We start from the raw sequence: 22154 nt of genomic DNA on the forward strand, positions 1-22154 counted from the left end.
TTCCTCGGGTTCCCGCGGCGCGTGCGCGCGCGGCCCTTTACGGCCGGGCCGGTGCGGCGGCAGATACGCCGGTTCTCGAGGATGTGGAGACGGGTATGGACATTCAGCGGATCGAGCCGGGCAAGCGGATGTCGCAGGCCGTCACCTTCGGCGACATGGTCTACCTCGCCGGGCAGGTCGCGTCCGACACGGTCGGCACCGGGGTCACGATCCAGACCCAGCAGATCCTGTCGGAGATCGACCGGCTACTCGCCGCGGCCGGCAGCGACAAGGCGCGGATCCTCTCGGCCACCATCTACCTCGCCGACATCGCGACGTTCGCGGAGATGAACGCCGCCTGGGACGCCTGGGTGTCTCCGGAGAACGCGCCGGCCCGCGCCACCGTCGAGGCCAAGCTCGCCGCGCCGGAGTACTTGGTCGAGATCGTGATCGTGGCCGCGAGGAGCCGGTGATCGGCCCGCGTCGGACCGTCCTGGCGGCGGCCGCGGCCGTCCTCGCGGGAGGGCTCCTGGCGGTCCTGCCCCTCGTGCGGCCGGCACCGGCCGCCGAGGAGCGGGTCGTCAACATCTACAACTGGTCGGACTATATCGACCCGCAGGTGCTCGAGGCCTTCACCCGCGAGACCGGGATCAAGGTCGTCTACGACACCTACGACAACAACGAGATCCTGGAGACCAAGCTGCTCGCCGGCCGGTCGGGCTACGACATCGTCGTGCCGTCGGGACCGTACCTGCAGCGGCTGATCCGGGCCGGCGCGTTCCTGCCCCTCGACAAGTCCAAGCTGAAGAACCTCGGCAACCTCTGGCCCGAGGTGACCAGCCGGCTGGCAGCCTACGATCCCGGCAACACCTACGCCGTCGACTACATGTGGGGCACGACCGGCATCGGCTACAACGTCGCCGCGGTGCGCGAGCGCCTGGGCGCCGGCGCGGCGGTCAATTCGTGGTCCGTCGTCCTCAATCCCGCTTCGGCCAACAAGCTGAAGGAGTGCGGGATCATGGTGCTCGACAGCCCCGAGGACCTGATCCCCAGCATGCTCCCGGCCTTCGGCGCCAAGGCGGATTCCAAGCGCTGGGACGACATGACCCTGGTGACCGACGCCCTCTACAAGGTGCGCGGCGCCGTGCGGAAGTTCCACTCGTCGGAATACATCCAGGCGCTGGCCAACGGCGATATCTGCCTGGCCGTCGGCTATTCGGGCGACATCATGCAGGCCAAGCGCCGCGCCGAGGAGGCCAAGAACGGGATCGACATCGCCTACGTCGTGCCGAAGGAAGGCGCGCTCATGTGGTTCGACACCTTCGCGATCCCGAAGGATGCCGCCCACCCGGCCGAGGCGCTGGCCTTCATCGACTACATGATGCGGCCCGAGGTGGCGGCGGCCAACACCAACTTCGTCTCCTACGCCAGCGGCAACCTCGCGGCGAAGAAGTTCGTGAAGCCCGAGATCCTGAGCAATCCCGGCATCTACCCGGACGAGGCGACGATGCAGCGCCTGTCCATCAACACCGCCTGGGACGACCGCACCCAGCGCTTCGTCACCCGCCTCTGGACCCGGGTCCGCACCGGGCGCTGACGCGGATCGGCGTCGGAGGGGGCCGTCAGCCTTCCGGATCCGCCGGCACGCCGCTGCGGGCGAGCCACGCGCGGACCGCAGCGCGGGTCTCGCGCCCGGAATCGTTCAGCAGGCGCTCGGGGGTGGTGAAGAAGTACGGCTGGAAGGTCTTTCGCTGCGCGTTGCGCAGGGTCGGGTCGATCCCGGCCTCGAGCAGCCTCAGCACCCAGGGATTGGCCGCGCCGACCTGCGCGGCCACGTGCAGCAGCGAGTTGCCGGTGGCGTCGACCCGGTTCAAGTCCGCACCGGCCCGCAGCAGCAGCGCGATCTGCGCCTCGCGCCGGTTCTGTACGGCGCGGAACAGCGGCGTCCACTGACCGCGCGGGCTCACCGGGTCGACCGGCGCGCCGTGGCGCAGCAGGATCTCCAGGTAGGTCGGATCCTCGACCATCGCCGCCATGTGCAGCGCGGTCTCCTGATCGAGCCCCGGCACAGACGGGTCCGCCCCCGCGTCGAGCAGGGCCGACACCGCGCGCGGCCGCGCGTTCCAGATCGCCCATTCGAGCAGGGTGAGGTTCCGGCCGCCGCGGACGGAGAGATCCAGGCCGGGCGCTAGCGCGGCGATGCGCGCGACGTCACCGCGGGCGACCGCCGTGGCGATCGCGGCGAGAGGGGACGCCTCGAAGGCGCCGCTGTGGTCCCCGGTCGGGGTCTCCATGACCGTTCGCTCCTCGGCGCCGCCTGATTCGGCGCTGCGCGACGCGGGCCATGTGACCGATAAACACGGAGGTGCCGCAAGGCCCCTTCCGCAAGTGTCGCCGCCGGGGCGCACCGCCGGCGCACGACGTGGTCAAGAAGCGATCTCGCCGCGGCGCCGGTCGAGACCGTCCGCGGCGAGCCTCGTCGATCCCGGAATCGATGACCTAGTGCTTCAGATCGTCCGGAACCTTGCCGCCGTTCTCGGCGAGCTTCTGCATGACCTGCTTGTGCAGCCAGATGTTCATGCTGGCCGAATCGTCCTTGTCGCCGGTGTAGTGGAGCTCGTCGGCGAGCTGCTTGCGCGCGGCGAGGCCGGAATCGAGGCCCAGCAGCTTCATCAGGTCGACGATCGAGTGCCGCCAGTCGAGCGTCTGCGGGTTCTTCTCGGCGAGGCCGGTGAGCACCGCCGCGACGTCCACGGGCTCGCTGCCGCCGGCCGAGCCGGGGGCCGACGTGGAGGGCGTGCTCGTGCCGGCCTGGCCGCCGGAGCCGGCGTTGGGCGCGGGCGCGGCGTCCGCGGTGCCGCCACCGAACGGATGGAGGATCTTGCTGACGATGCTGCCGAGGAGGCTCATGGATCCGCTCCGATAATCGAGGCCCGATCTCCGCGTCGGGCGGCCATTCAACTGGCTGTGAGCCTTGGCGTTCCGCGATTCGGCAGGCTCGGGACGGTCGGCGCGGCGCGGCCCGGAGCGATCACGATCTCGGCCAGAGGGCGAGGACGAGCGCGGCCCGCTCCTCCGCGAGCGTGCCGTCCGGGACCGGGCGGCCCGCGCGGGCGTACCAGTAGCGCGCGTTGCCGTCGTCGCCCTCGACCCGGTGGAGATGGGCGTGGACCCAGGCCGCGTCGGACCCGCCGGCGTCCTGGACGAGGCGGTGCGCCCGCTCCCAGGCGGCGGAGGCCGGGCCGGACGCGTCCCGGGCGAGCCACCAGAGCGCGGCGAGCGGGGCGTCCCAGACGCTCGGCGGCTCGGACGCGGCGAGTGTCGCGGCGAAGGCGGCGGGGAGGCTCTCGGTCACGGCTGTCTCCTTCCCGGGCGTTTCAGCGGCCGGCGGCGCGCTCCGGCTGCCAGCGCCCGCGGCGCTGCCGGGCCGACCACGCGTAGCGGGCATCGCCGTCGAGGCGGTCGAGATGGTCGGAGAGGCGGTTGCGCTCGAGCCACGACAGGGCCGCCTCCAGCTCCGGGAGGGTCATGGTCGCGCGGCCCTTGCCGAGCACGCGCTTGAGAACGGCGTTGTAGCGGTGGGCGAGATTGCCGCCGCGGGGCACGCGCAGCGAGGTCTCGTCCTCGACCGCCTGGGCGGCCACCGCGGCGGCGAGCCGCTGGCGCAGGGTCCGCTCGGTGACGGAGGGCGGTTCGGGCGCGGGCGCCGCGGCGACCGGTTCGGGGAGGCGCGGGCGCAGCAGGGCGTAGCGCATCCCGATCGCGTTGCTCTCCAGGGGCGTGATCCCGCCCGGCTCGTCGTCGCGCCAGCGGGTCCGCTCGGGCACGACGGCGCTCGCCGGCCGCTCGCGGGGCGGCCGGACGCTGCTGCCCTGCTCGGTCTCGAGTTCGAGGCGGAACCGCGCGAAGAGCGGGTCGTCGGGGTGGAAGATCAGCGCCTGCTGCCCGTTGTAGGGGCCGGCATGGGGATCGACCCGGGTGGCCCGGGCGAGCATCTGCTCGAGCCAGGGCCGGGAGCGGATATGGGTCAGGGCCGCGACCACCGCGACCTCCGGGGCGTCGAGCCCCTCGTACGCCATCGCCACCGTCACCAGCACGGCCGGTTCCGGCGTGAGCCGGAACGCTGCCAGAGCCGCGTGGGCGTCGCCTTGACCGGAGGTCGCGAGACGGACATCGCGCGCGCCCTGCCCGGCCGGCATCCAGTCGCGCAGGGTCGCGAGATAGGCCCGCGCGCTCGCCTGATCGGGCGCCACCACGAGGAGCTTGCCGAGCCCCCGGGCCGGTTCGCCGGGCGGGAGATCGCGCTCCGCCCGGCGCCGGGCGCGCAGGCGCTTCGTGGCGAAGAACGCCTCGCTCAGAAGGTCGCGGGCGAAGCCGGTCCGAAGGGCGGTGAACAGCGCCGGCCGGGTGGTGATCCGGACCGCGCCCGCGCCGAGCCGGTGCGGCCCGACGCGCGGGCTGTCGCCGGCGATCCGGCCGCCCTCCAGCCAGCTCGCCTCGCCGTCGAGGGCGCCGAACGTCACCGGCAGCACCGCCCGCTCGGCCAGCGCCTGCGCCCGCGAGTAGCCGATGACCGCGAGGCCGGTCGCGTCGAGGTCGAGTTCCGGCCCGCGGCCGGGTGCGGCGGGCTGGTAGGGCAGCCCGAGGATCCGCCGCCCGTCCGCCCGCTCCAGCGTCCCGGACAGGTACAGGCGCACGGTCGCCGCCTCCATGACGGGCAGCATCGCGCGGGACCACGCCCCCGCCTCGGCATCCTCCGCGGAGGCTTCGTCGGCGCCCGGGCGACCGGGGACCGGCAGGTGATGAACCTCGTCGACCACCAGCAGGGTGCGGTGCGCCCGCGCCTCCGCGAGGTGGAGCGCCGGGGCGGCGGCGACCGCCTGATAGGTGGTGACGTAGCCGGCCAGCCCCCGCGCCGGGTCGCGCTCGTTGTCGGCGGCCCGGACGCTGAGGGCGTGCCCGAAGGCCGCGCGCCACAGCGGGTCGGCGAAGGCCTCCTCGGCCTGCAGCCGCAGGGAATCCCGCGGTACCACCCAGACCACGCGCTCGACGAGCCCCGCCTCGATCAGCCGGTGCGCGGCGATGACCGGCAGCAGCGACTTGCCCCCGCCCGGCGTGACCGCGGCCAGGATCTTCCGGACATGGGCCGCCTCCCCGCTCGCCATGGCCGCGACCAGGGCCATCAGCGTGCGCTGGTGCGACCGCAGGGACGGGGCGGGACGGGTCAAGGGCCGGCGAAGCAGGGCGACATCGCCACACCGTGGCCGATCCGGATTCCTTTGTGAATCCCCGGAGTCGCGGAACGTTCGCGTTTTCGTCCCAATGGCGGAGCCGCGGGCACCGCGAGGCCGGAAGAGGGTCGACTCTGCAAGCGCGGCCGCCCGGATCGCGGCGACGCCGAGCGAAACCGTCCCGCTCTCCACGATTGCCGCGTCCGGCGAGGCGGATCGGTCCACCATAAGCGTTGACACCCGGCCCACCCCTCACCATAAGGGCGCCGCGGGCGATGCCCGCCTTGGGGGAATGTCCCGAGCGGCAAAGGGGGCGGACTGTAAATCCGCTGCGTAAGCTTCGTAGGTTCGAGTCCTACTTCCCCCACCAAGTTCTTCCCGATCCCGTCAGCCTTGTTTCGCCAGCGCGGCCTCGATACGCGCGGCCGCGGCGGCCGAGAAGCCCTTCCCCTCGAGCCCTTGTCCCGCGGCCGCCTGACCGGTGAGCGAGCGGCGCTTGCCCCCCGGTAGATGCGCCTGCCGCAGGGCGTGGGCGTCTCGGTGACTGGCATGGGTGATCGCGATGGCCAGCGCGTCGGCGGCGTCCGCGACGCGGAACTCGGCCTTCGGCAGAAGGAAGCGGACCATCGCCTGGATCTGCACCTTCTCGGCGTGGCCGGAGCCCGCGACGGTCTTCTTGATGAGGTTGGGGGCGTACTCGAACACCGGCAGTCCGGCGAGGGCCGGCACGAGCAGCGCCATCGCCCGCGCGTGGCCCAGCTTGAGCGTCGCCTGGGCGTCCTTGTTGACGAAGGTCTCCTCCACGGCGACCTCGTCGGGCCGAACGGCCTCGACGACGCGGCCGATCCCCTCGAACAGTTCCCGCAGCCGCAGGGCCAGCGGAAGCTCCCCGTCCGAAGTCACGACCCCGCAATCGCCGTAGGTGAGCTTCGTGCCCTGCGCGGTGATCAGGCCCCAGCCGGTGCGGCGGAGTCCGGGGTCGATCCCGAGAATGCGGACGGCGCTGGTCATGGGGCTCCACGGCTCGGTGAACGGCCCGAGGCTGCCGTACGTATCGTGAACGCTTGGTTTCACCAAGGTTCCGGGCGCGGAAGCGGTCGGCCGTGGCCGGCCCGGCACGGTGCCGGGTCGAACTCACCCCCGGCGACCGAGGAGGATCAGCGCCGTTCCGGCGAGGCAGACCGCGCTGCCCGCGAGGTCCCACCGGTCGGGCCGCTGACCCTCCGCGAGCCACAGCCACAGGACCGAGGCCGCGACGTAGACGCCGCCGTAGGCCGCGAAGGCGCGCCCCGCCGCGGGGCTGTCCACGAGGGTCAGGAGGGCCGCGAAGGCCGCCAGCGAGGCGAGGCCCGGCAGCGCCCACCAGGCCGACCGCCCGAGCCGCAGCCAGGCCCAGAACGCGAAGCAGCCGGCGATCTCGGCGAGGGCGGCGGCCGCGTAGGCGAGGAGGGTCATCGCGTCAGCTTGGCACGGCGCACCGCGCGGGACGAGTCCAGCGCCGGGGACGGACCGCGACCGGCATTAAGCTCCCGGCAAGGAGGATCCGGTCGAGTGTCGCCATGAGCACGCATGTGAGCACCCGCGAGACCCAGGGCGACCGGCTGCTGTTTCCGGGGGACGCCCGCCTCCGCGACGCCGTCCTCGCCTGGATCGAGGCGCTGGCGCGGGAGCGGCGGATGTCGTCCAACACCGTCGAGGCGTACGGGCGCGACCTCCGGCAGTTCCTCCACCACCTCGCGTCCCGTCAGGGGACGCCGACGATCCCGATGCTGATCGGCCTCAAGGTGCGGGACATCCGCGGCTTCATGGCCGCGCGCCGGGCCGACGAGGTCTCCGGGCGCTCGCTGATGCGCATGCTGGCGGGTCTGCGCTCCTTCGCGCGCTTCCTCGAGCGGGAGGGCTTCGGCACCGTCTCGGCCCTGGGCGGTGTGCGCTCGCCCAAGGTCCCGCGGCGGCTTCCCCGTCCCCTGCCCGTCTCCGCCGCGGTGGCGCTGACCGATACCGCGATCCGCGCCGGCGAGGAGCGGGAGCCCTGGGTCCTCGCCCGGGACGCCGCCGTGCTGGCGCTGCTCTACGGCGCGGGGCTGCGCATCTCCGAGGCCCTGGGCCTGACCCGCCGTGACGCACCCCTGCCCGGGGTCGATCAGGTCACCGTGCTCGGCAAGGGCGGCAAGCAGCGCATGGTGCCGATCCTGCCCGTCGTGGCGCAGGCCGTGGCGGACTACGTCGCCGCCTGTCCCCTGCCGCTGCCGCCGGAGGGACCGCTGTTTCTCGGTGCCCGGGGCGGCCCGCTCTCGCCGCGCATCATCCAGTACACGGTCGCGCGCGCCCGCGGCGCCCTGGGCCTGCCCGAGAGCGCCACACCGCACGCCCTGCGGCATTCCTTCGCAACCCATCTCCTGGCGCGCCAGGGCGAACTCCGGGCGATCCAGGAACTCCTGGGCCACGCCTCGCTCTCCACGACACAGCTCTACACGCAGGTCGACGCCGCCCGCCTCATGAGTGCCTACGCGGCGGCCCATCCGCGGGCTGGCCATTGAGCAAGATTGCTAAAAACTTCGACTTCGAGAGCCTTCATCATCGTCTATAGGCGCGTGTTCCGGTTCGCCCAGTGCAGAATCCCGCTCTTTAAGAGCTTCGTCACGATCTTCAGCCAATATGGGCAACGAACGGGATGGGGTTGGGCGGGCGTCATGGATCTTCAGGATGGGAGGGCGCCGGCACGTGTCGTAATCGCGGATTGCGATCCGGGCCGCCGCGTCTCCCTGAGAGAGATCGTCCTGCGATTCGATCCCAGCGCGGTGATCGATGAGGCGACCTCGGGTCAGGCGCTCTGCGACATCCTCCTCCGCCACCGTCCCACCCTGGCCTTCGTGGGAATGCAGCTCGACGATCTCAGCGGCCCCGAAGCCGTCGCCGTCGCGCGCCGGGCGGGTGCGGAGCCCCCCTGCCTGGTGCTGGTGGCGACCCGCGTGCTGCCGCACTGGCAGGAGATCGCCACGAGCCTCGGCGCCTACGAAGTCCTGAAGACGCCCCTCGACCCGAGCCATATCGAGCCGCTGCTCCACGCGGATGCCCGCCGTCGCGCACCGACCCGGGCCCTGCTCGCCTGCTCGACTCCGGCCGGGCGGTCGGCCATCAGCCGCGTCGTGGCGCGCAGCGGGTTCGCGATCGAGCTCGACGAGACGGATGACGGCCGCCACGCCCTCAAGCAGCTGAAGCTCGCCGCCTACGACTTCGCCTTCATCGACGTGAAGCTCGGCGGCATCGACGGGCTCGAACTGGCCTGTCAGATCCAGCCCCTCGGCCTCCCGACCCGGATCACCCTGCTGACCACGTCCGAGCTGGAGCCCGTCGCTCAGGCCGGCCGCTACTTCGGCGTCGACGCCGTGCTGCGGATGCCGTTCTACGCCCGCGACATCGACCTCGCCCTGCACAACGCGCTGGGCCTGCGTCGGCCGTATCTGCTGAACGCCCTGACGGCCCCGCCCGCGCCGAGCGCGCTGCTGCGGATCGCCGACCTGCCGAATTCCAGGCGCAAGATCGCCTGACCCCGCGCCGGGCCGTCGCTCTGCGGGCCAGTCAGGTTCGAGGCGCGCGGTGTGTGACGGAACGCGAAGGCCCCTTTCCCGCACGGGAGAGGGGGCCTTCGCGCAGGCGGTCGAGCCCGCCGAGGTAGCAATCTGCGCAGCCGTGGGCCTTAGCCCGTCAGACGTGGATGGCGCGCTTGTTGACCGCCAGCGCGGCTTCCTTGACGGCCTCGGTCAGCGTCGGGTGCGCGTGGCAAGTGCGGGCGATGTCCTCCGACGAGGCGCCGAACTCCATCGCGACCGCCACCTCGGCGATCAGGTTGCCGGCATCCGCGCCCACGATGTGCACGCCGAGTACCCGGTCGGTCTGGGCGTCGGCCAGCACCTTCACGAACCCGTCGGTGGTGCCGTTCGCCTTGGCCCGGCCATTGGCCGTGAAGGGGAATTTGCCGGCGTTGTAGGCCACGCCGTCCTTCTTCAACTCCTCCTCGGTCTTGCCGACCGAGGCGACCTCCGGGAACGTGTAGACCACGTTCGGGATCACGCCGTAATTCACGTGGCCGGACTGGCCGGCCAGCATCTCGGCGATCGCCACGCCCTCGTCCTCGGCCTTGTGGGCGAGCATCGGGCCGGCAATCACGTCGCCGATGGCGTAGATGCCGGTGACGTTGGTGGCGTAGTGGGAATCGGTGAGGATCCGGCCCTTGTCGTCCCGCTGGACACCGACCGTGTCGAGGCCGAGGCCCTCCGTGTAGGGCGTCCGGCCGATGCAGACGAGGACCACGTCGGCCTGCAGCGTCTCCGCCGCGCCGCCCGCGGCCGGCTCGACCGTGACCGTCGCGCCGCCCTTCTTGCCGACCTCGACGCCCGTCACCTTGGTGGACAGCCTGAAGGCGATGCCCTGCTTCGTCAGGATCCGCTGGAACTGCTTGCCGACCTCGCCGTCCATGCCCGGCAGCACCCGGTCGAGATACTCGACCACGGTCACCTCGGAACCGAGCCGGCGCCAGACGGAACCCAGCTCCAGCCCGATCACGCCGGCGCCGATGACGAGGAGCTTCTTCGGCACCCGGTCGAGTTCCAGGGCGCCGGTGGAGGAGACCACGACCTTCTCGTCGATGGTGACGCCGGGCAGGCGCGCCACGTCCGAGCCGGTCGCGATGACGATGCTCTTCGTCTCGAGCATCTGGTTGCCGCCGTCCTCGGCGATGACCTCGACGCGGCCGGCGCCGGCGATCCGGCCGGTGCCGTGGAAGGTGTCGACCTTGTTCTTCTTGAGCAGGAACTCGACGCCCTTGGTGTTGCCGGCGACGCCCTCGGCCTTGAAGGCCATCATCTTCTTGAGGTCGAGCTTCGGCGTGCCGACGTCGATGCCGAGATCGGCGAAGTGCGTGTTGGCCTCCTCGAAGGCCTCGGACGCGTGCAGCAGGGCCTTGGACGGGATGCAGCCGACATTGAGGCAGGTGCCGCCGTGCGTCGCGCGCTTCTCGACCACCGCGGTCCGCAGGCCGAGCTGCGCCGCGCGGATCGCGCAGACGTAGCCGCCGGGGCCGGTGCCGATGACGACGAGATCGTAGGACATGAGGCTTCGCTTCCGCTCGGTCGTGCCGCGTGCGAGACGGGCAGGGAATGTCAGGTGGGGCTTGGCCTCAGCGGCCGCCGCCGATGTCGAGGATGGCGCCCGTGGTGTAGGAGGCCTCGTCCGAGAGGAGCCACACGATCGGTGCGGCCACCTCCTCGGCGGTGCCGGCCCGCTTCATCGGGACGCCGGGGCCGAGACGCTCGACCCGGTCCGGCTCGCCGCCGCTGGCGTGGATCTCGGTGGCGATGATGCCGGGCGCCACCGCGTTGACGCGGATGCCGTCGGCGGCGACCTCGCGGGAAAGCCCGATCGTCAGCGAGTCGATGGCGCCCTTGGAGGCCGCGTAGTCCACGAACTGGCCGGGGCCGCCGAGGCGCGCCGCCACCGAGGACAGGTTGACGATCGCGCCCCCTGCCCCGCCGCGCTTGATCGACATGCGCCGCACCGCCTCCCGCGCGCACAGGAAGCTGCCGACCACGTTGGTGGTCATCATGCGCTGCAAGCGGGCGACGCTCATGTCGGCGACGTCAGACTTCACGTCGACCACGCCGGCATTGTTGACGAGCGCCGCGAGGCGGCCGAGGCCGTCGGCCGCCTTGAACAGGGCGATGACGTCGGCCTCGTTGCCGACGTCGCCCTTCACGGCGAGCGCCCGTCCGCCCTTGGCCGCGATCGCGTCCACCACGCCCTGCGCGGCGGCGGCGTCCGACACGTAGCTCAGGCAGACGGCGTAGCCGCGCTCCGCCAGGAGGAGCGCCACCGCGCGGCCGATGCCGCGGCTACCACCCGTGACGATCGCGACCCTGTTCTCAGCGCTCGACATGGCTGCCTCAGAGGTCCAGCACGAGGCGCGCCGGATCCTCCAGCGCCTCCTTGACCCGCACCAGGAAGGTCACGGCCTCCTTACCGTCGACGATGCGATGGTCGTACGACAGGGCGAGGTACATCATCGGCCGCGCCTCGATCTTGCCGGCGCGGACCACCGGGCGCTCCTCGATGCGGTGCATGCCGAGGATGCCGGATTGCGGCGCGTTGAGGATCGGCGTCGACATCAGCGAGCCGTAGATGCCGCCGTTGGTGATCGTGAAGGTGCCGCCCTGCATCTCCTCGATGGAGAGCTTGCCGTCGCGGGCCTTCTTGCCGAAGCCGGCGATCTTCTTCTCGATGCCGGCGATCGACAGGTCGTCGGCGTCGCGCACCACCGGCACGACGAGGCCCTTATCGGTGCCGACCGCGATGCCGATGTGGTAGTAGTTCTTGTAGACGAGGTCCTGCCCGTCGATCTCGGCGTTGACCGCCGGCACGTCCTTGAGGGCGCCGATCACCGCCTTGGTGAAGAAGCCCATGAAGCCGAGCTTCGTGCCGTGCTTCTTCTCGAAGATGTCCTTGTACTGGCTGCGCATCGCCATCACGGCCGACATGTCGACGTCGTTGAACGTCGTCAGCATCGCCGCGGTGTCCTGCGCGTCCTTCAGGCGGCGCGCGATGGTCTGGCGCAGCTTCGTCATGCGCACGCGCTCCTCGCGCGCGGCGTCGTCCGGCGCCGAGGGGGCGCGCGGCAGGGTCGGACGGGCCTCCTTGGCGGGCGCCGACGGGGCCGACCCCTTGGCGATGGCGCCGAGCATGTCGCCCTTCGTGACGCGGCCGTCCTTGCCGGACCCGCTCACCGACGACGGGTCGACACCCGATTCCCGGGCGAGCTTGGCCACCGCCGGGCCGTTGTCTCCGACCGGGCGCTGCTGGGCCGCGGGGGCGGCGGCATCGCCGTGGTTGCCGTAGCCGGCGGACGATTCCTGGGCCGGGGCCTCGGCCTTCGCGGGCGCGGCGGCCTTCGGGGCCTCGCTCCGGCTCTCGGCCTTGGTCTCGGCGGTCTCCTTCGGGGCGGCCTTCTTGGCCGTGCCGCCGCCGGCTCCGGCCTCGACGATCGAGCCGAGCAGGGCACCGGGCTCCACGGTCTCGCCGTCCTTGACCAGGATCTCGCCGAGCTCGCCGGCCGCCGGGGCGTTCACCTCCAGGGTGACCTTGTCGGTCTCGAGCTCGACGATCGGCTCGTCGGCCGCGACCGTGTCGCCGGGCTTCTTGAACCAGCGGCCGATCGTGGCCTCGCTCACGGATTCGCCGAGGGTCGGGACGAGGATGTCGGTTGCCATGCTCTCTTCTGCCCCGCGGGGGGCCTCCTCTGGATGTCGGGCCGCGACGTCAGCGCCGAAGGATCAGGGATGGAACGGGCGAGACGGTGTACCGGAAGCCTGCCTGCGCCATCAGGACGGGATCTGCTTCGCCGAGCGCCTCGGCCCGGGCCGCGTCGTCGGCCTCGACCAGGGCGAGGCCCCAGGTGCCGCCGGACTCGAAGACGGGTCCGACCGCGATGGCGGTGCCGGCGGCCGCCTGCTCCATCCAGTAGCCGGAATGCGCCGAGAACAGCGCCTTCTCGGCCTCCGTCGCGTCGAACGGGAAGCTCGGGCGGGGTGGTTCCAGGCGGAGCAGGAAGTAGGCCATGGCCGGACGATCAGACCGCCAGGGCCTCGTTGAGGAAGGCCTGGAGCTGCGCCTGGTGCTTCGACATCTGGCCGACCGCCGTGGAGGCGGAGGCCGGACGGCCGACGTAGCGGGCGCGCTTCACCGCGGAGCCGGCCTGGCCGAGCACCCACTCGAGGTAGGGCTCGACGAAGGACCAGGCGCCCATGTTCTTGGGCTCCTCCTGGCACCAGATCACGTCGGCGTTGCGGAACCGGGCCATCTCGTTGGCCAGCGCCTTCAGGGGGAACGGGTAGAGCTGCTCGACGCGCATCAGGTAGATGTCGTTGAGGCCGCGCTTCTCCCGCTCCTCCAGCAGGTCGTAGTAGACCTTGCCGGAGCACAGCACGACGCGGCGGATCTTATCGTCGCGCACGAGCTTGTTCTGCGCCCCCTCCTCCTCGGCGTCGTCCCAGAGGACGCGGTGGAAGGTCGAGCCCTCGGCGAGCGCGTCGAGGTTCGACACGGCGCGCTTGTGGCGCAGCAGCGACTTCGGCGTCATCAGGACCAGCGGCTTGCGGAAGTCGCGCTTCAACTGCCGACGCAGGATGTGGAAGTAGTTCGCCGGCGTCGTGACGTTGGCGACCTGCATGTTGTCCTCGGCGCAGGCCTGGAGGTAGCGCTCCAGGCGGGCCGAGGAGTGCTCGGGCCCCTGGCCCTCGTAGCCGTGCGGCAGCAGCAGCACGAGGCCCGACATGCGCAGCCACTTGCGCTCGCCGGACGCGATGAACTGGTCGATCACCACCTGGGCGCCGTTGGCGAAGTCGCCGAACTGGGCCTCCCAGAGGACCAGGGCGTTCGGCTCGGCGAGCGAGTAGCCGTACTCGAAGCCGAGCACCGCTTCCTCGGAGAGCATCGAGTTGATGATCTCGATCGCGGCCTGCCCCTCGCGGATGGCGTTGAGCGGCGTGAAGCGCTGCTCGTTCTCCTGGTCGATCACCACCGCGTGGCGCTGCGAGAACGTGCCGCGCTCCACGTCCTGACCCGACAGGCGGACCCGGTTGCCGTCGAGGAGCGTCGCCCCGAAGGCCAGGGCCTCGGCGGACGCCCAGTCGATGCCGACCCCCGTCTCCACCGCCTTGGCGCGGTTGTCCATGAAGCGCTGGATCGTGCGGTGCAGGTGGAAGCCGGGCGGCGCCTGCGTGATCCTGCGCCCGATCTCCTGCAGGGTCCCGGCCGGCACGGCGGTGCGGCCGCGGCGCGGGTCGTCCACGTCCTCGTGCACGGCCTTCACGCCGGACCAGCGGCCGTCGAGCCAGTCGGCCTTGTTGGCCTTGTAGTTGTTGGCGACGTCGAGCTCGCTGTCGAGCATCCCGCGGAACTCGGCCTTGCGGGCGTCGAGCGCCTCCTGGGTCACCGAGCCGTTCTCGACGAGCTTGCGGCCGTAGCTCTCCAGCACCGACGGATGCTTGCGGATCCGCTGGTACATCTTCGGCTGGGTGAAGGCCGGCTCGTCGCCCTCGTTGTGGCCGAAGCGGCGGTAGCACAGCATGTCGATCACGACCGGCTTGCCGAACTTCTGCCGGTACTCCACCGCGACCTTGGCGGCGAAGGTGACGGCTTCCGGATCGTCGCCGTTGCAGTGGAAGATCGGCGCCTCGACCATCTTGGCGACGTCGGACGGGTAGGGTGAGGAGCGCGAGAAGCGCGGATCGGTCGTGAAGCCGATCTGGTTGTTGATGATGAAGTGCACCGAGCCGCCGGTGCGGTGGCCCTTCAGGCCCGACAGGCCGAAGCACTCCGCCACCACGCCCTGGCCCGCGAAGGCGGCGTCGCCGTGGATCAGGAGCGGCAGCACCGTGCGGCGCTCGATGTTGGGCTTGGCCCACTGGTCCTGCTTGGCGCGGACCTTGCCGAGCACCACCGGGTCGACGATCTCGAGGTGGGACGGGTTGGCGGTGAGCGACAGGTGGACGTTGTTGCCGTCGAAGGCGCGGTCCGAGGACGCGCCCAGGTGGTACTTCACGTCGCCCGAGCCCTCGACCTCGGCCGGGGAGGCCGAGCCGCCCTTGAACTCGTGGAACACCGCCCGGAAGGGCTTGGCCATCACGTTGGTGAGCACGTTGAGCCGGCCGCGATGGGCCATGCCGAGCACGATCTCGCGCACGCCGAGCGCGCCGCCGCGCTTGATGATCTGCTCCAGCGCCGGGATCATCGCCTCGCTGCCGTCGAGGCCGAAGCGCTTGGTGCCGGTGTACTTGAGGTCGAGGAACTTCTCGAAGCCCTCGGCCTCGATCAGCTTGTTGAGGATCGCGCGGCGCCCCTCGGGGGTGAAGGAGATCTCCTTGTCCTTGCCCTCGATGCGCTCCTGGATCCACGCCTTCTCGGCGGGATCCGAGATGTGCATGAACTCGACGCCGAGGGTCTGGCAGTAGGTCCGCTCCAGGATGCCGACGATCTCGCGGATCGTGCCGAACTGCAGGCCGAGGACGTTGTCGAGGAAGATCGGACGGTCCCAGTCGGCCTCCTCGGTGAAGCCGTAATGCTGCGGGTGCAGCTCCTCGTGATCGCCCCGCGGCGCGAGCCCCAGCGGGTCCAGCTTGGCGTGCAGGTGGCCGCGCATCCGGTAGGAGCGGATCAGCATGATCGCCCGCACCGAATCCTTGGTCGCCTGCTCCACCGACACGCCGGTGGTGGCGGTGACGCTGTCCTGCGGCTTGCCGGGCTTGGGCTCCTTGGCTTCCCGCGCGACGATCTTGTCGCCGATCGCCTTCTCCAGGGCGCCCCAGTTGCCGTCGAGCGCCGAGACCAGCTCGCCGTTGAGCGGCACCGGCCAGTGCGGCTTCTCCCAGGAGGCGCCGGCGGCGTTCTTCTCGACCAGGGTCTCGTCCTCGCCGAGCCCCTTGAAGAAGGTCTGCCACTCCGGATCCACCGAGGACGGGTTGCGGGCGTAGGCCGCCTGCAATTCCTCGATGTAGGCGGCGTTGGCGCCGTACAGGAACGAGGTTTCGAGGAGCGCTTCGTTCACGTCCTGGCGTGCCATGGTGCGTCCATCCTGATCGCGCGGGCAGGCTCCCCTGCCCTCCGGGCTCCCCGTCAGCGCGGCGGAGCGCCCTCGAACCGAAACGGGGCGGGTGACCGCCCCGCTGAGATCGTCTGCACGCCCGATATGGGCGTCGCGGCCCTGCGATGGCCGCGACGCAGGCGCGCGGGCCTTTAGCCCTTCAGCACTTCGACGAGCGTCGAGCCCAGCCGGGCCGGCGACGGCGACACGCGGATGCCCGCGGCCTCCATGGCGGCGATCTTGTCCTCGGCGCCGCCCTTGCCCCCCGAGATGATCGCGCCGGCATGGCCCATGCGGCGGCCCGGAGGCGCCGTGCGGCCGGCGATGAAGCCGACCATCGGCTTCTTGCGCCCGCGCTTGGCCTCGTCCTTGAGGAACTGCGCCGCCTCCTCCTCGGCCGAGCCGCCGATCTCGCCGATCATCACGATCGACTCGGTCTTCGGGTCGGCGAGGAACAGCTCCAGCACGTCGATGAACTCGGTGCCCTTCACCGGGTCGCCGCCGATGCCCACCGCCGTGGTCTGGCCGAGGCCGGCATTGGAGGTCTGGAACACCGCCTCGTAGGTCAGCGTGCCCGAGCGGGACACGATGCCGACCGAGCCCGGCCGGAAGATGTTGGCCGGCATGATGCCGATCTTCGATTCGCCCGCCGTGACGATGCCCGGGCAGTTCGGCCCGACGAGGCGCGACTTCGAGCCCGTCAGCGCCCGCTTCACCCGCACCATGTCGAGCACCGGGATGCCCTCCGTGATGCAGACGATCAGCGGCACCTCGGCGCTGATCGCCTCGCAGATCGCGTCGGCGGCGCCCGGCGGCGGCACGTAGACCACCGAGGCCTCGGCGCCGGTGGCCTCGCGCGCCTCCGCGACCGTGTCGAAGACCGGCAGGCCGAGATGGCTGGAGCCGCCCTTACCGGGGCTCGTGCCGCCGACCATCTTGGTGCCGTAGGCGATGGCCTGCTCGGAGTGGAAGGTCCCGTTCTTGCCGGTGAAGCCCTGGCAGATGACCTTGGTGTTGGCGTCGATCATCACCGACATGATCAGGCTCCCTTCACGGCGGCGACGATCTTCTGGGCGGCGTCGTCGAGGTCGTCCGCCGGGATGACGTTGAGGCCGGAATTGCGGATGATGGCCTTGCCCTGCTCGACGTTGGTGCCCTCGAGGCGCACCACCAGCGGCACCTGCAGGCCCACCGCCTTCACGGCCGCGATCACGCCGTTGGCGATCACGTCGCACTTCATGATCCCGCCGAAGATGTTGACGAGGATCCCCTTCACGTTCGGGTCGGCGGTGATGATCTTGAACGCCGCCGTGACCTTCTCCTCCGAGGCGCCGCCGCCGACATCGAGGAAGTTCGCCGGCTCCTCGCCGTAGAGCTTGATGATGTCGAGCGTCGCCATGGCGAGGCCGGCGCCGTTGACCATGCAGCCGATCGTGCCGTCGAGCGCGATGTAGGCGAGGTCGTACTTGGACGCCTCGATCTCCTTGGCGTCCTCCTCGGTCTCGTCGCGGAGCGCCATGATGTCCGCGTGCCGGTAGAGGGCGTTCGAATCGAAGGCCATCTTGGCGTCGAGGCACTTGAGGTGCCCATCGGCGGTCAGCACCAGCGGATTGATCTCCAGAAGGCTCATGTCCTTGGCCACGAAGGCCGCGTAGAGCTTCTCGGTCAGCGCGGCCGCTTCCTTGGCCTGGGCGCCGGACAGGCCCAGCGCCTTGGCGACGGCGCGGCCGTGGTGGGGCATCACGCCGGTGGCCGGGTCGACCGCGATCGTGTGGATCTTCTCGGGCGTGTCGTGGGCGACCGCCTCGATGTCCATGCCACCCTCGGTGGAGACCACGAAGGCGACGCCGCCCGTGGCGCGGTCGACCAGCATCGAGAGGTAGAACTCCTCGGCGATCTGGGCGCCCTCCTCGATGTAGAGGCGGTTGACCTGCTTGCCGGCCGGGCCGGTCTGGATGGTCACCAGCGTCTGGCCGAGCATCTCGCCGGCGAACTGCTTGACCTCGTCGATCGACTTGGTGACGCGCACGCCGCCTTTGGCGCCCTCGGGCGCGCCCTTGAAGGTGCCCTTGCCGCGGCCGCCCGCGTGGATCTGGCTCTTGACGACCCAGACGGGGCCGCCGAGCTCCTTGGCGGCGGCCTCGGCCTCCGACGGGTTGAAGATGGCCACGCCGCGGGAGACGGGCAGGCCGAACTCCTTCAGCACGGCCTTGGCCTGATATTCGTGGATATTCATCGGAGCCTCGTAAGGAGGAGCGAATAGGTGGCAGCGGGCGGCGCGTAGAGAAATCGAGTGATCGAGATGCGAATCTCCGACCGCTACGCGCTGCCCGGTATCCGCTTACCGGTCAGGCGAGGCTGCTGTCGACGCCCTTGCAGGCCTCGATGAGTCCCGTCACCGAGGCGACCGACTTGTCGAACATGGTCTTCTCGGCCGCGTCGAAGGTCACCTCGAGCACGCGCTCCACGCCGTTAGCACCGATCACGATCGGCACGCCGATGAACATGCCCTTCACGCCGTACTGGCCGTCGAGGTAGGCGGCGCAGGGCAGGACCCGCTTCTTGTCGCGCAGGTAGCTCTCGGCCATGGCGATGGCGGAGGCGGCGGGCGCGTAGAAGGCCGAGCCGGTCTTGAGCAGGTTGACGATCTCGCCGCCGCCCTTGCGGGTGCGGTCGACCATGGCGTCGAGCTTCTCCTGGGTGGTCCAGCCGAGCTTGACGAGGTCGGTCAGCGGCACGCCCGCCACCGTCGAGTAGCGGGTCAGCGGCACCATGTCGTCGCCGTGGCCGCCGAGCACGAAGGCCGTGACGTCCTCCACCGACACCTTGAACTCCTCGGCGAGGAAGTGGCGGAAGCGCGCCGAATCCAGCACGCCGGCCATGCCGACGATCTTGTTGGTCGGGACGCCCGAGAACTTCTGCAGCGCCCACACCATGGCGTCGAGCGGGTTGGTGATGCAGATCACGAAGGCGTCCGGCGCGTGGGTCTTGATGCCCTCGCCGACGGCCTGCATGACCTTGAGGTTGATGCCGATCAGGTCGTCGCGGCTCATGCCGGGCTTGCGCGGCACGCCGGCGGTCACGATCACCACGTCGGCGCCCTTGATGGCGGCGTAGTCGCTGGCACCCGCGTAGGTCGCGTCGAAGCCCTCGACCGGGGCGGCCTCGGCGATGTCCAGCGCCTTGCCCTGCGGCACGCCGTCGACGATGTCGAACAGCACCACGTCCCCGAGATCCTTGAGGCCGGCCAGAAGGGCCAGGGTGCCGCCGATCTGGCCGGCGCCGATGAGCGCGATCTTGTTGCGAGCCATGTCGGATGTGTCTCCGCTGCGTTCGACTTCGGTGATGCGTTGCGCGAGGCCGGAGCTCCTCGTCCGTCAGGGTCCGAGGCCGGATTCGCCACTCTGAAATCTGCGCGGCTGTGTGGCCGAAAAGCACCGTGGCTTCAACCCGATGAGGGCCGCGCGGGCGGCGCGTCCAGGCCGTCGGATCGCCCTCGAGCGTCCCGACGGTGCCTCCGAAACGTCAACGTCGCGAGTGTTTTAGGTGCAGTGCACCCTGGCGCGGGACGGTCGCGAAGCCGCGATGACAGATCTGGAATCCTGTCATTTCGGGTCGCGGCGGGCGGCGTGCGGCGCGGGAGGGCGCACGAACGACGAAGGCCCGGACAGTCTGTCCGGGCCTTCGAGAGAGCCTGTGGGTGCGCGCCGGATCAGAGGATGCCGGAGCGCAGGACCCGCTGGATCGCGTGGATGACGGCCCCGAACCGGGCCTCGATCAGGTCGCGCGGCACCTCGGCATCGTGCTGGATCGCCAGCGGATGCGTGAAGCGGTAGCTCGCGTCGAAGATGTAGGCGATCGCCCGTTCCCGGTCCCGGGCCGAGAAGATCCCGGAGGTGATGCCCTCCTCGACCACGCGCTCGACGAGGCTGCGCAGCCGCACGCGGTGCCGCCGGGCAATCGGCCGTGCCGAGACGGTGGCGTCGAGATGGACCGCGAACAGGTTCGGCTCGTCGAACAGGGCGTCCCGCTGGACCGTCGCGAGGGCGGTCAGGAGCCGCTCGATCTTGTCATCGGCGGGATCGGGCGCGTCGGCGATGCCGGCTAGCCGGGCTTCGACCTCGCGCAGCCAGCGGCCCGCCACCGCGTCGAGGAGCGCGTCCTTCGACGGGAAGTAGCGGTACACGTTCGCGTGCGTCATGCCGGCCTCGGCGGCGACGGCCACGACCGTCACGCGCTTGGGCCCGAGCCGCGAGAGGTGCTCGGTGGCGATCCCGAGGAGCCGCACGTCGGCCGCGACCGGCGCCCGCGGGCGGGCGGGACTGGCCGCCTCACCGCTCTCGCGGAGTGTGCCGGATTCGGCGTCGGCGACGGTGATCTTGGCCTTGGCGCTGAGCGCCTCCTCCTTGGACCCGTCGGACTCTGGCTTGAGGAAAGGAAGCGGAAGGCGGGAAGTGGACAGGTGGTAGGGCGAGACGGACCCCCATCATACCGGCTGAAGCGTCCCGGCGCTTCGCGTTGACGTTACGGCTTCCCCCCGGGAGCCCGGTTACCTGAGCGGATTAGGACCGCTTAAACACCCCTATGTGTCAGTTTGCCTTGAGAAGGCAACAAATTTTTCTCGTTATCACCTGCGTCAGAAGCGGTTCTTCCACGCCCGCAAGGCGACGAACACCGCTTCGGGATCGCTTTCCGGCGGAAGGTCGACGGATCGCGCCAGGGCCGGCTGCCCGCTGCGCAGGAACGGGTTGGTCGCCCGCTCCGCACCCATGGTCGAAGGGATGAGGAACCGCCCCTCCGCCTGGGCGCGCTCGGCCTCGGCGAGGCGCTTCCTCAGCTCCGGGTTGTCCGGATCGGCCGCCAGGGCGAAGCGCGCGTTGGAGAGTACGTAGTCGTGGCCGCTGAAGACCTGCGTGGCGTCGGGCAGGTCGTCGAAGCGCCGCAGGGAGCGGTAGAGGGTCTCGGGCGGGCTCTCCATCACGCGCCCGCAGCCGAGGGTGAACAGGGTGTCGCCGGCGCAGACGAGGCCGGCTTTCGCGAACCAGTAGGTCACGTGGTCGGCGCAGTGGCCCGGCGTCTCCCAGACCTGCGCCTCTAGGCTGCCGACCGTGACCGTGTCGCCCTCCCGCACGGTCACGTCCACCTGTGGGACCGCGTCGCCGGCCCTGGCGGGGGCGACCACCCGGGCGCCGGTCGCCCGCTTCACCTCCGGGATGCCCTCGACATGGTCGGCGTGCCGGTGGGTCACGAGGATGTCGGTCAGCCGCCAGCCGGTCTCGTCGAGGGCCCGGAGGACCGGTCCGGCCTCCGGCACGTCGATCGCCGCGCAGGCGCCGGTCTGCGGATCGCGGATCAGCACGCCGATGTTGTCGCTGCGGCAGAGGAAGGTGCGAATCTCGGTCTCGGCGGCCATCGGACGGGGTCTCCCAAGAACGCGAACGGGCGCGAAGCGGCGCGAAATCTGTTGCCGTGAACAGGTGATGGTCCGGCGAGGTTCCTCCGGCGCTTGCCGCGCGGCGCGCGGCTCACCATTGAGTACGACGACCGTTCCGTCCGCGATCTCCTGTCCCTCCATGCGCCTCGACGTCAACGGCTTGCGGGCCTTCTACGCCAGCCCTCTGGGCCGCACGACGCACCGCGTGGTCGGCCGCGCGCTCCACGACTTCCTCGGCTCGGTCTCGGGGCTGCGCGTCCTCGGGATCGGCTATGCGACGCCGTATCTCGGGCCGGTCCACTGCATCGCCGAGCGCACCCTCGCCTTCATGCCGGCCTCGCAGGGCGTGGTGAACTGGCCGGGCACCGGGCGCTCCTGCGCGGCGCTCGCCGATCCCACCATGATGCCGCTGCCGGAGGCCGCTATCGACCGGGTCATCCTGGTCCACGCCCTCGAATCGGTGGAGAGCCCGACGGAGCTGCTGCAGGAGGTCTGGCGCACCCTGACGCCGGGCGGCCGCATGATCCTCGTCGTGCCCAACCGCCGGGGCGTCTGGGCCCGCCGGGAGGCGACGCCCTTCGGCCACGGCCAGCCCTACAGCCGCTCGCAGCTCGGTCGGCTCATGCGCGACACGCTGTTCTCACCGGTGAGCTGGGCCGAGACCCTGTACATGCCGCCGGCCCGCTCGCGCCTGATGCTGCGCACCGGGCCCGCCTGGGAGTGGCTCGGCACCGGCCTGTCCCTGCCCTTCGCGGGCCTGCACGTGGTCGACGCGACGAAGCAGCTCTACCGGCCGGTGGCCGTCCAGCAGGTGCGTCGCGCCCGCCGCCTCGCGCCGGCCCGGGTGCTGGTGCCGGCCCCCTCCCCGGGTTGACCC

At 70.9% G+C, this 22154-nt stretch carries 21 protein-coding genes and 1 tRNA gene; 6 read left to right on the plus strand and 16 right to left on the minus strand.

Going from position 1 to position 22154, the window contains the following annotated elements; translation table 11 throughout:
- Window positions 1-95 precede the first annotated feature (95 nt).
- On the plus strand, window positions 96-452 hold the full coding sequence (locus tag BLW78_RS18305; protein WP_020093741.1) for a RidA family protein: 357 nt from the start codon (window positions 96-98) through the stop codon (window positions 450-452).
- The gene (locus BLW78_RS18310) at window positions 449-1576 is read left to right on the plus strand and encodes a polyamine ABC transporter substrate-binding protein (RefSeq protein ID WP_020093740.1); all 1128 of its coding nucleotides are present in this window, start codon (window positions 449-451) and stop codon (window positions 1574-1576) included. The genes BLW78_RS18305 and BLW78_RS18310 overlap by 4 nt, the downstream gene beginning before the upstream one ends.
- Window positions 1577-1601: 25 nt before the next feature.
- On the opposite strand, the gene BLW78_RS18315 is transcribed toward BLW78_RS18310, so the two are convergent.
- The 4 genes from BLW78_RS18315 to BLW78_RS18330 all read right to left on the minus strand — a co-directional run bounded on the left by BLW78_RS18315 (window position 1602) and on the right by BLW78_RS18330 (window position 5207).
- Window positions 1602-2273, minus strand: coding sequence for an ankyrin repeat domain-containing protein (locus BLW78_RS18315; protein WP_170855181.1), 672 nt, complete (start codon window positions 2271-2273; stop codon window positions 1602-1604).
- A 205-nt stretch (window positions 2274-2478) separates the two neighbouring features.
- The gene (locus BLW78_RS18320) at window positions 2479-2889 is read right to left on the minus strand and encodes a DUF3597 domain-containing protein (protein WP_091681242.1); all 411 of its coding nucleotides are present in this window, start codon (window positions 2887-2889) and stop codon (window positions 2479-2481) included.
- Window positions 2890-3010: 121 nt separating this feature from the next.
- Window positions 3011-3334, minus strand: coding sequence for a hypothetical protein (locus tag BLW78_RS18325; RefSeq protein WP_042671911.1), 324 nt, complete (start codon window positions 3332-3334; stop codon window positions 3011-3013).
- A gap of 22 nt (window positions 3335-3356) precedes the next feature.
- On the minus strand, window positions 3357-5207 hold the full coding sequence (locus BLW78_RS18330; RefSeq protein WP_091681243.1) for a DEAD/DEAH box helicase: 1851 nt from the start codon (window positions 5205-5207) through the stop codon (window positions 3357-3359).
- Window positions 5208-5496: 289 nt separating this feature from the next.
- On the opposite strand from BLW78_RS18330, the gene BLW78_RS18335 reads away from it, so the two are divergent.
- A tRNA-Tyr gene (locus BLW78_RS18335) sits at window positions 5497-5580 on the plus strand.
- Between the two features lie 17 nt (window positions 5581-5597).
- Here the strand turns inward: BLW78_RS18335 and ruvC are convergent.
- Both ruvC and BLW78_RS18345 read right to left on the minus strand, forming a co-directional pair.
- Complete coding sequence (gene ruvC / locus BLW78_RS18340; protein WP_020093735.1) at window positions 5598-6221, minus strand: crossover junction endodeoxyribonuclease RuvC; 624 nt, start codon at window positions 6219-6221, stop codon at window positions 5598-5600.
- Window positions 6222-6344: 123 nt separating this feature from the next.
- On the minus strand, window positions 6345-6665 hold the full coding sequence (locus BLW78_RS18345; RefSeq protein ID WP_020093734.1) for a YnfA family protein: 321 nt from the start codon (window positions 6663-6665) through the stop codon (window positions 6345-6347).
- 104 nt (window positions 6666-6769) lie between these two features.
- On the opposite strand from BLW78_RS18345, the gene BLW78_RS18350 reads away from it, so the two are divergent.
- Window positions 6770-7750: a tyrosine recombinase XerC gene (locus BLW78_RS18350; protein WP_091681245.1), complete on the plus strand. Its 981-nt coding sequence runs from the start codon at window positions 6770-6772 to the stop codon at window positions 7748-7750.
- 261 nt (window positions 7751-8011) lie between these two features.
- The gene (locus tag BLW78_RS18355) at window positions 8012-8761 is read left to right on the plus strand and encodes a response regulator (protein WP_020093732.1); all 750 of its coding nucleotides are present in this window, start codon (window positions 8012-8014) and stop codon (window positions 8759-8761) included.
- Window positions 8762-8918: 157 nt separating this feature from the next.
- On the opposite strand, the gene lpdA is transcribed toward BLW78_RS18355, so the two are convergent.
- The 10 genes from lpdA to gloB all read right to left on the minus strand — a co-directional run bounded on the left by lpdA (window position 8919) and on the right by gloB (window position 21256).
- Window positions 8919-10322: a dihydrolipoyl dehydrogenase gene (lpdA, locus tag BLW78_RS18360; RefSeq protein WP_091681247.1), complete on the minus strand. Its 1404-nt coding sequence runs from the start codon at window positions 10320-10322 to the stop codon at window positions 8919-8921.
- 67 nt (window positions 10323-10389) lie between these two features.
- Window positions 10390-11145: an SDR family oxidoreductase gene (locus BLW78_RS18365; protein ID WP_020093730.1), complete on the minus strand. Its 756-nt coding sequence runs from the start codon at window positions 11143-11145 to the stop codon at window positions 10390-10392.
- A 7-nt stretch (window positions 11146-11152) separates the two neighbouring features.
- Window positions 11153-12472 carry a 2-oxoglutarate dehydrogenase complex dihydrolipoyllysine-residue succinyltransferase gene (gene odhB, locus BLW78_RS18370; RefSeq protein WP_091681248.1) on the minus strand — a complete coding sequence of 440 codons (1320 nt, stop codon included), beginning with the start codon at window positions 12470-12472 and terminating at the stop codon, window positions 11153-11155.
- A gap of 49 nt (window positions 12473-12521) precedes the next feature.
- Window positions 12522-12821 carry a YciI family protein gene (locus tag BLW78_RS18375; RefSeq protein WP_042671905.1) on the minus strand — a complete coding sequence of 100 codons (300 nt, stop codon included), beginning with the start codon at window positions 12819-12821 and terminating at the stop codon, window positions 12522-12524.
- A 10-nt stretch (window positions 12822-12831) separates the two neighbouring features.
- Window positions 12832-15822 (minus strand): 2-oxoglutarate dehydrogenase E1 component, encoded by a 2991-nt coding sequence (locus BLW78_RS18380; RefSeq protein ID WP_091681250.1) that lies wholly within the window; start codon window positions 15820-15822, stop codon window positions 12832-12834.
- Between the two features lie 173 nt (window positions 15823-15995).
- Window positions 15996-16880 (minus strand): succinate--CoA ligase subunit alpha, encoded by an 885-nt coding sequence (gene sucD / locus BLW78_RS18385; protein ID WP_010685286.1) that lies wholly within the window; start codon window positions 16878-16880, stop codon window positions 15996-15998.
- Between the two features lie 2 nt (window positions 16881-16882).
- The gene (sucC, locus tag BLW78_RS18390; protein WP_020093726.1) at window positions 16883-18079 is read right to left on the minus strand and encodes an ADP-forming succinate--CoA ligase subunit beta; all 1197 of its coding nucleotides are present in this window, start codon (window positions 18077-18079) and stop codon (window positions 16883-16885) included.
- A gap of 112 nt (window positions 18080-18191) precedes the next feature.
- Window positions 18192-19154: a malate dehydrogenase gene (gene mdh, locus BLW78_RS18395; RefSeq protein WP_042671902.1), complete on the minus strand. Its 963-nt coding sequence runs from the start codon at window positions 19152-19154 to the stop codon at window positions 18192-18194.
- A 401-nt stretch (window positions 19155-19555) separates the two neighbouring features.
- Complete coding sequence (locus tag BLW78_RS18400; RefSeq protein ID WP_012317921.1) at window positions 19556-20131, minus strand: TetR family transcriptional regulator; 576 nt, start codon at window positions 20129-20131, stop codon at window positions 19556-19558.
- A gap of 348 nt (window positions 20132-20479) precedes the next feature.
- Window positions 20480-21256 carry a hydroxyacylglutathione hydrolase gene (gene gloB, locus BLW78_RS18405; protein WP_091681252.1) on the minus strand — a complete coding sequence of 259 codons (777 nt, stop codon included), beginning with the start codon at window positions 21254-21256 and terminating at the stop codon, window positions 20480-20482.
- A 160-nt stretch (window positions 21257-21416) separates the two neighbouring features.
- On the opposite strand from gloB, the gene BLW78_RS18410 reads away from it, so the two are divergent.
- Entirely contained in the window at window positions 21417-22151 is a 735-nt protein-coding gene (locus tag BLW78_RS18410) for a class I SAM-dependent methyltransferase (RefSeq protein WP_042671901.1), read from the plus strand.
- Window positions 22152-22154: the final 3 nt, after the last annotated feature.

The sequence above is a fragment of the Methylobacterium sp. 275MFSha3.1 genome, assembly GCF_900108435.1.
Classification (GTDB): Bacteria; Pseudomonadota; Alphaproteobacteria; order Rhizobiales; family Beijerinckiaceae; genus Methylobacterium.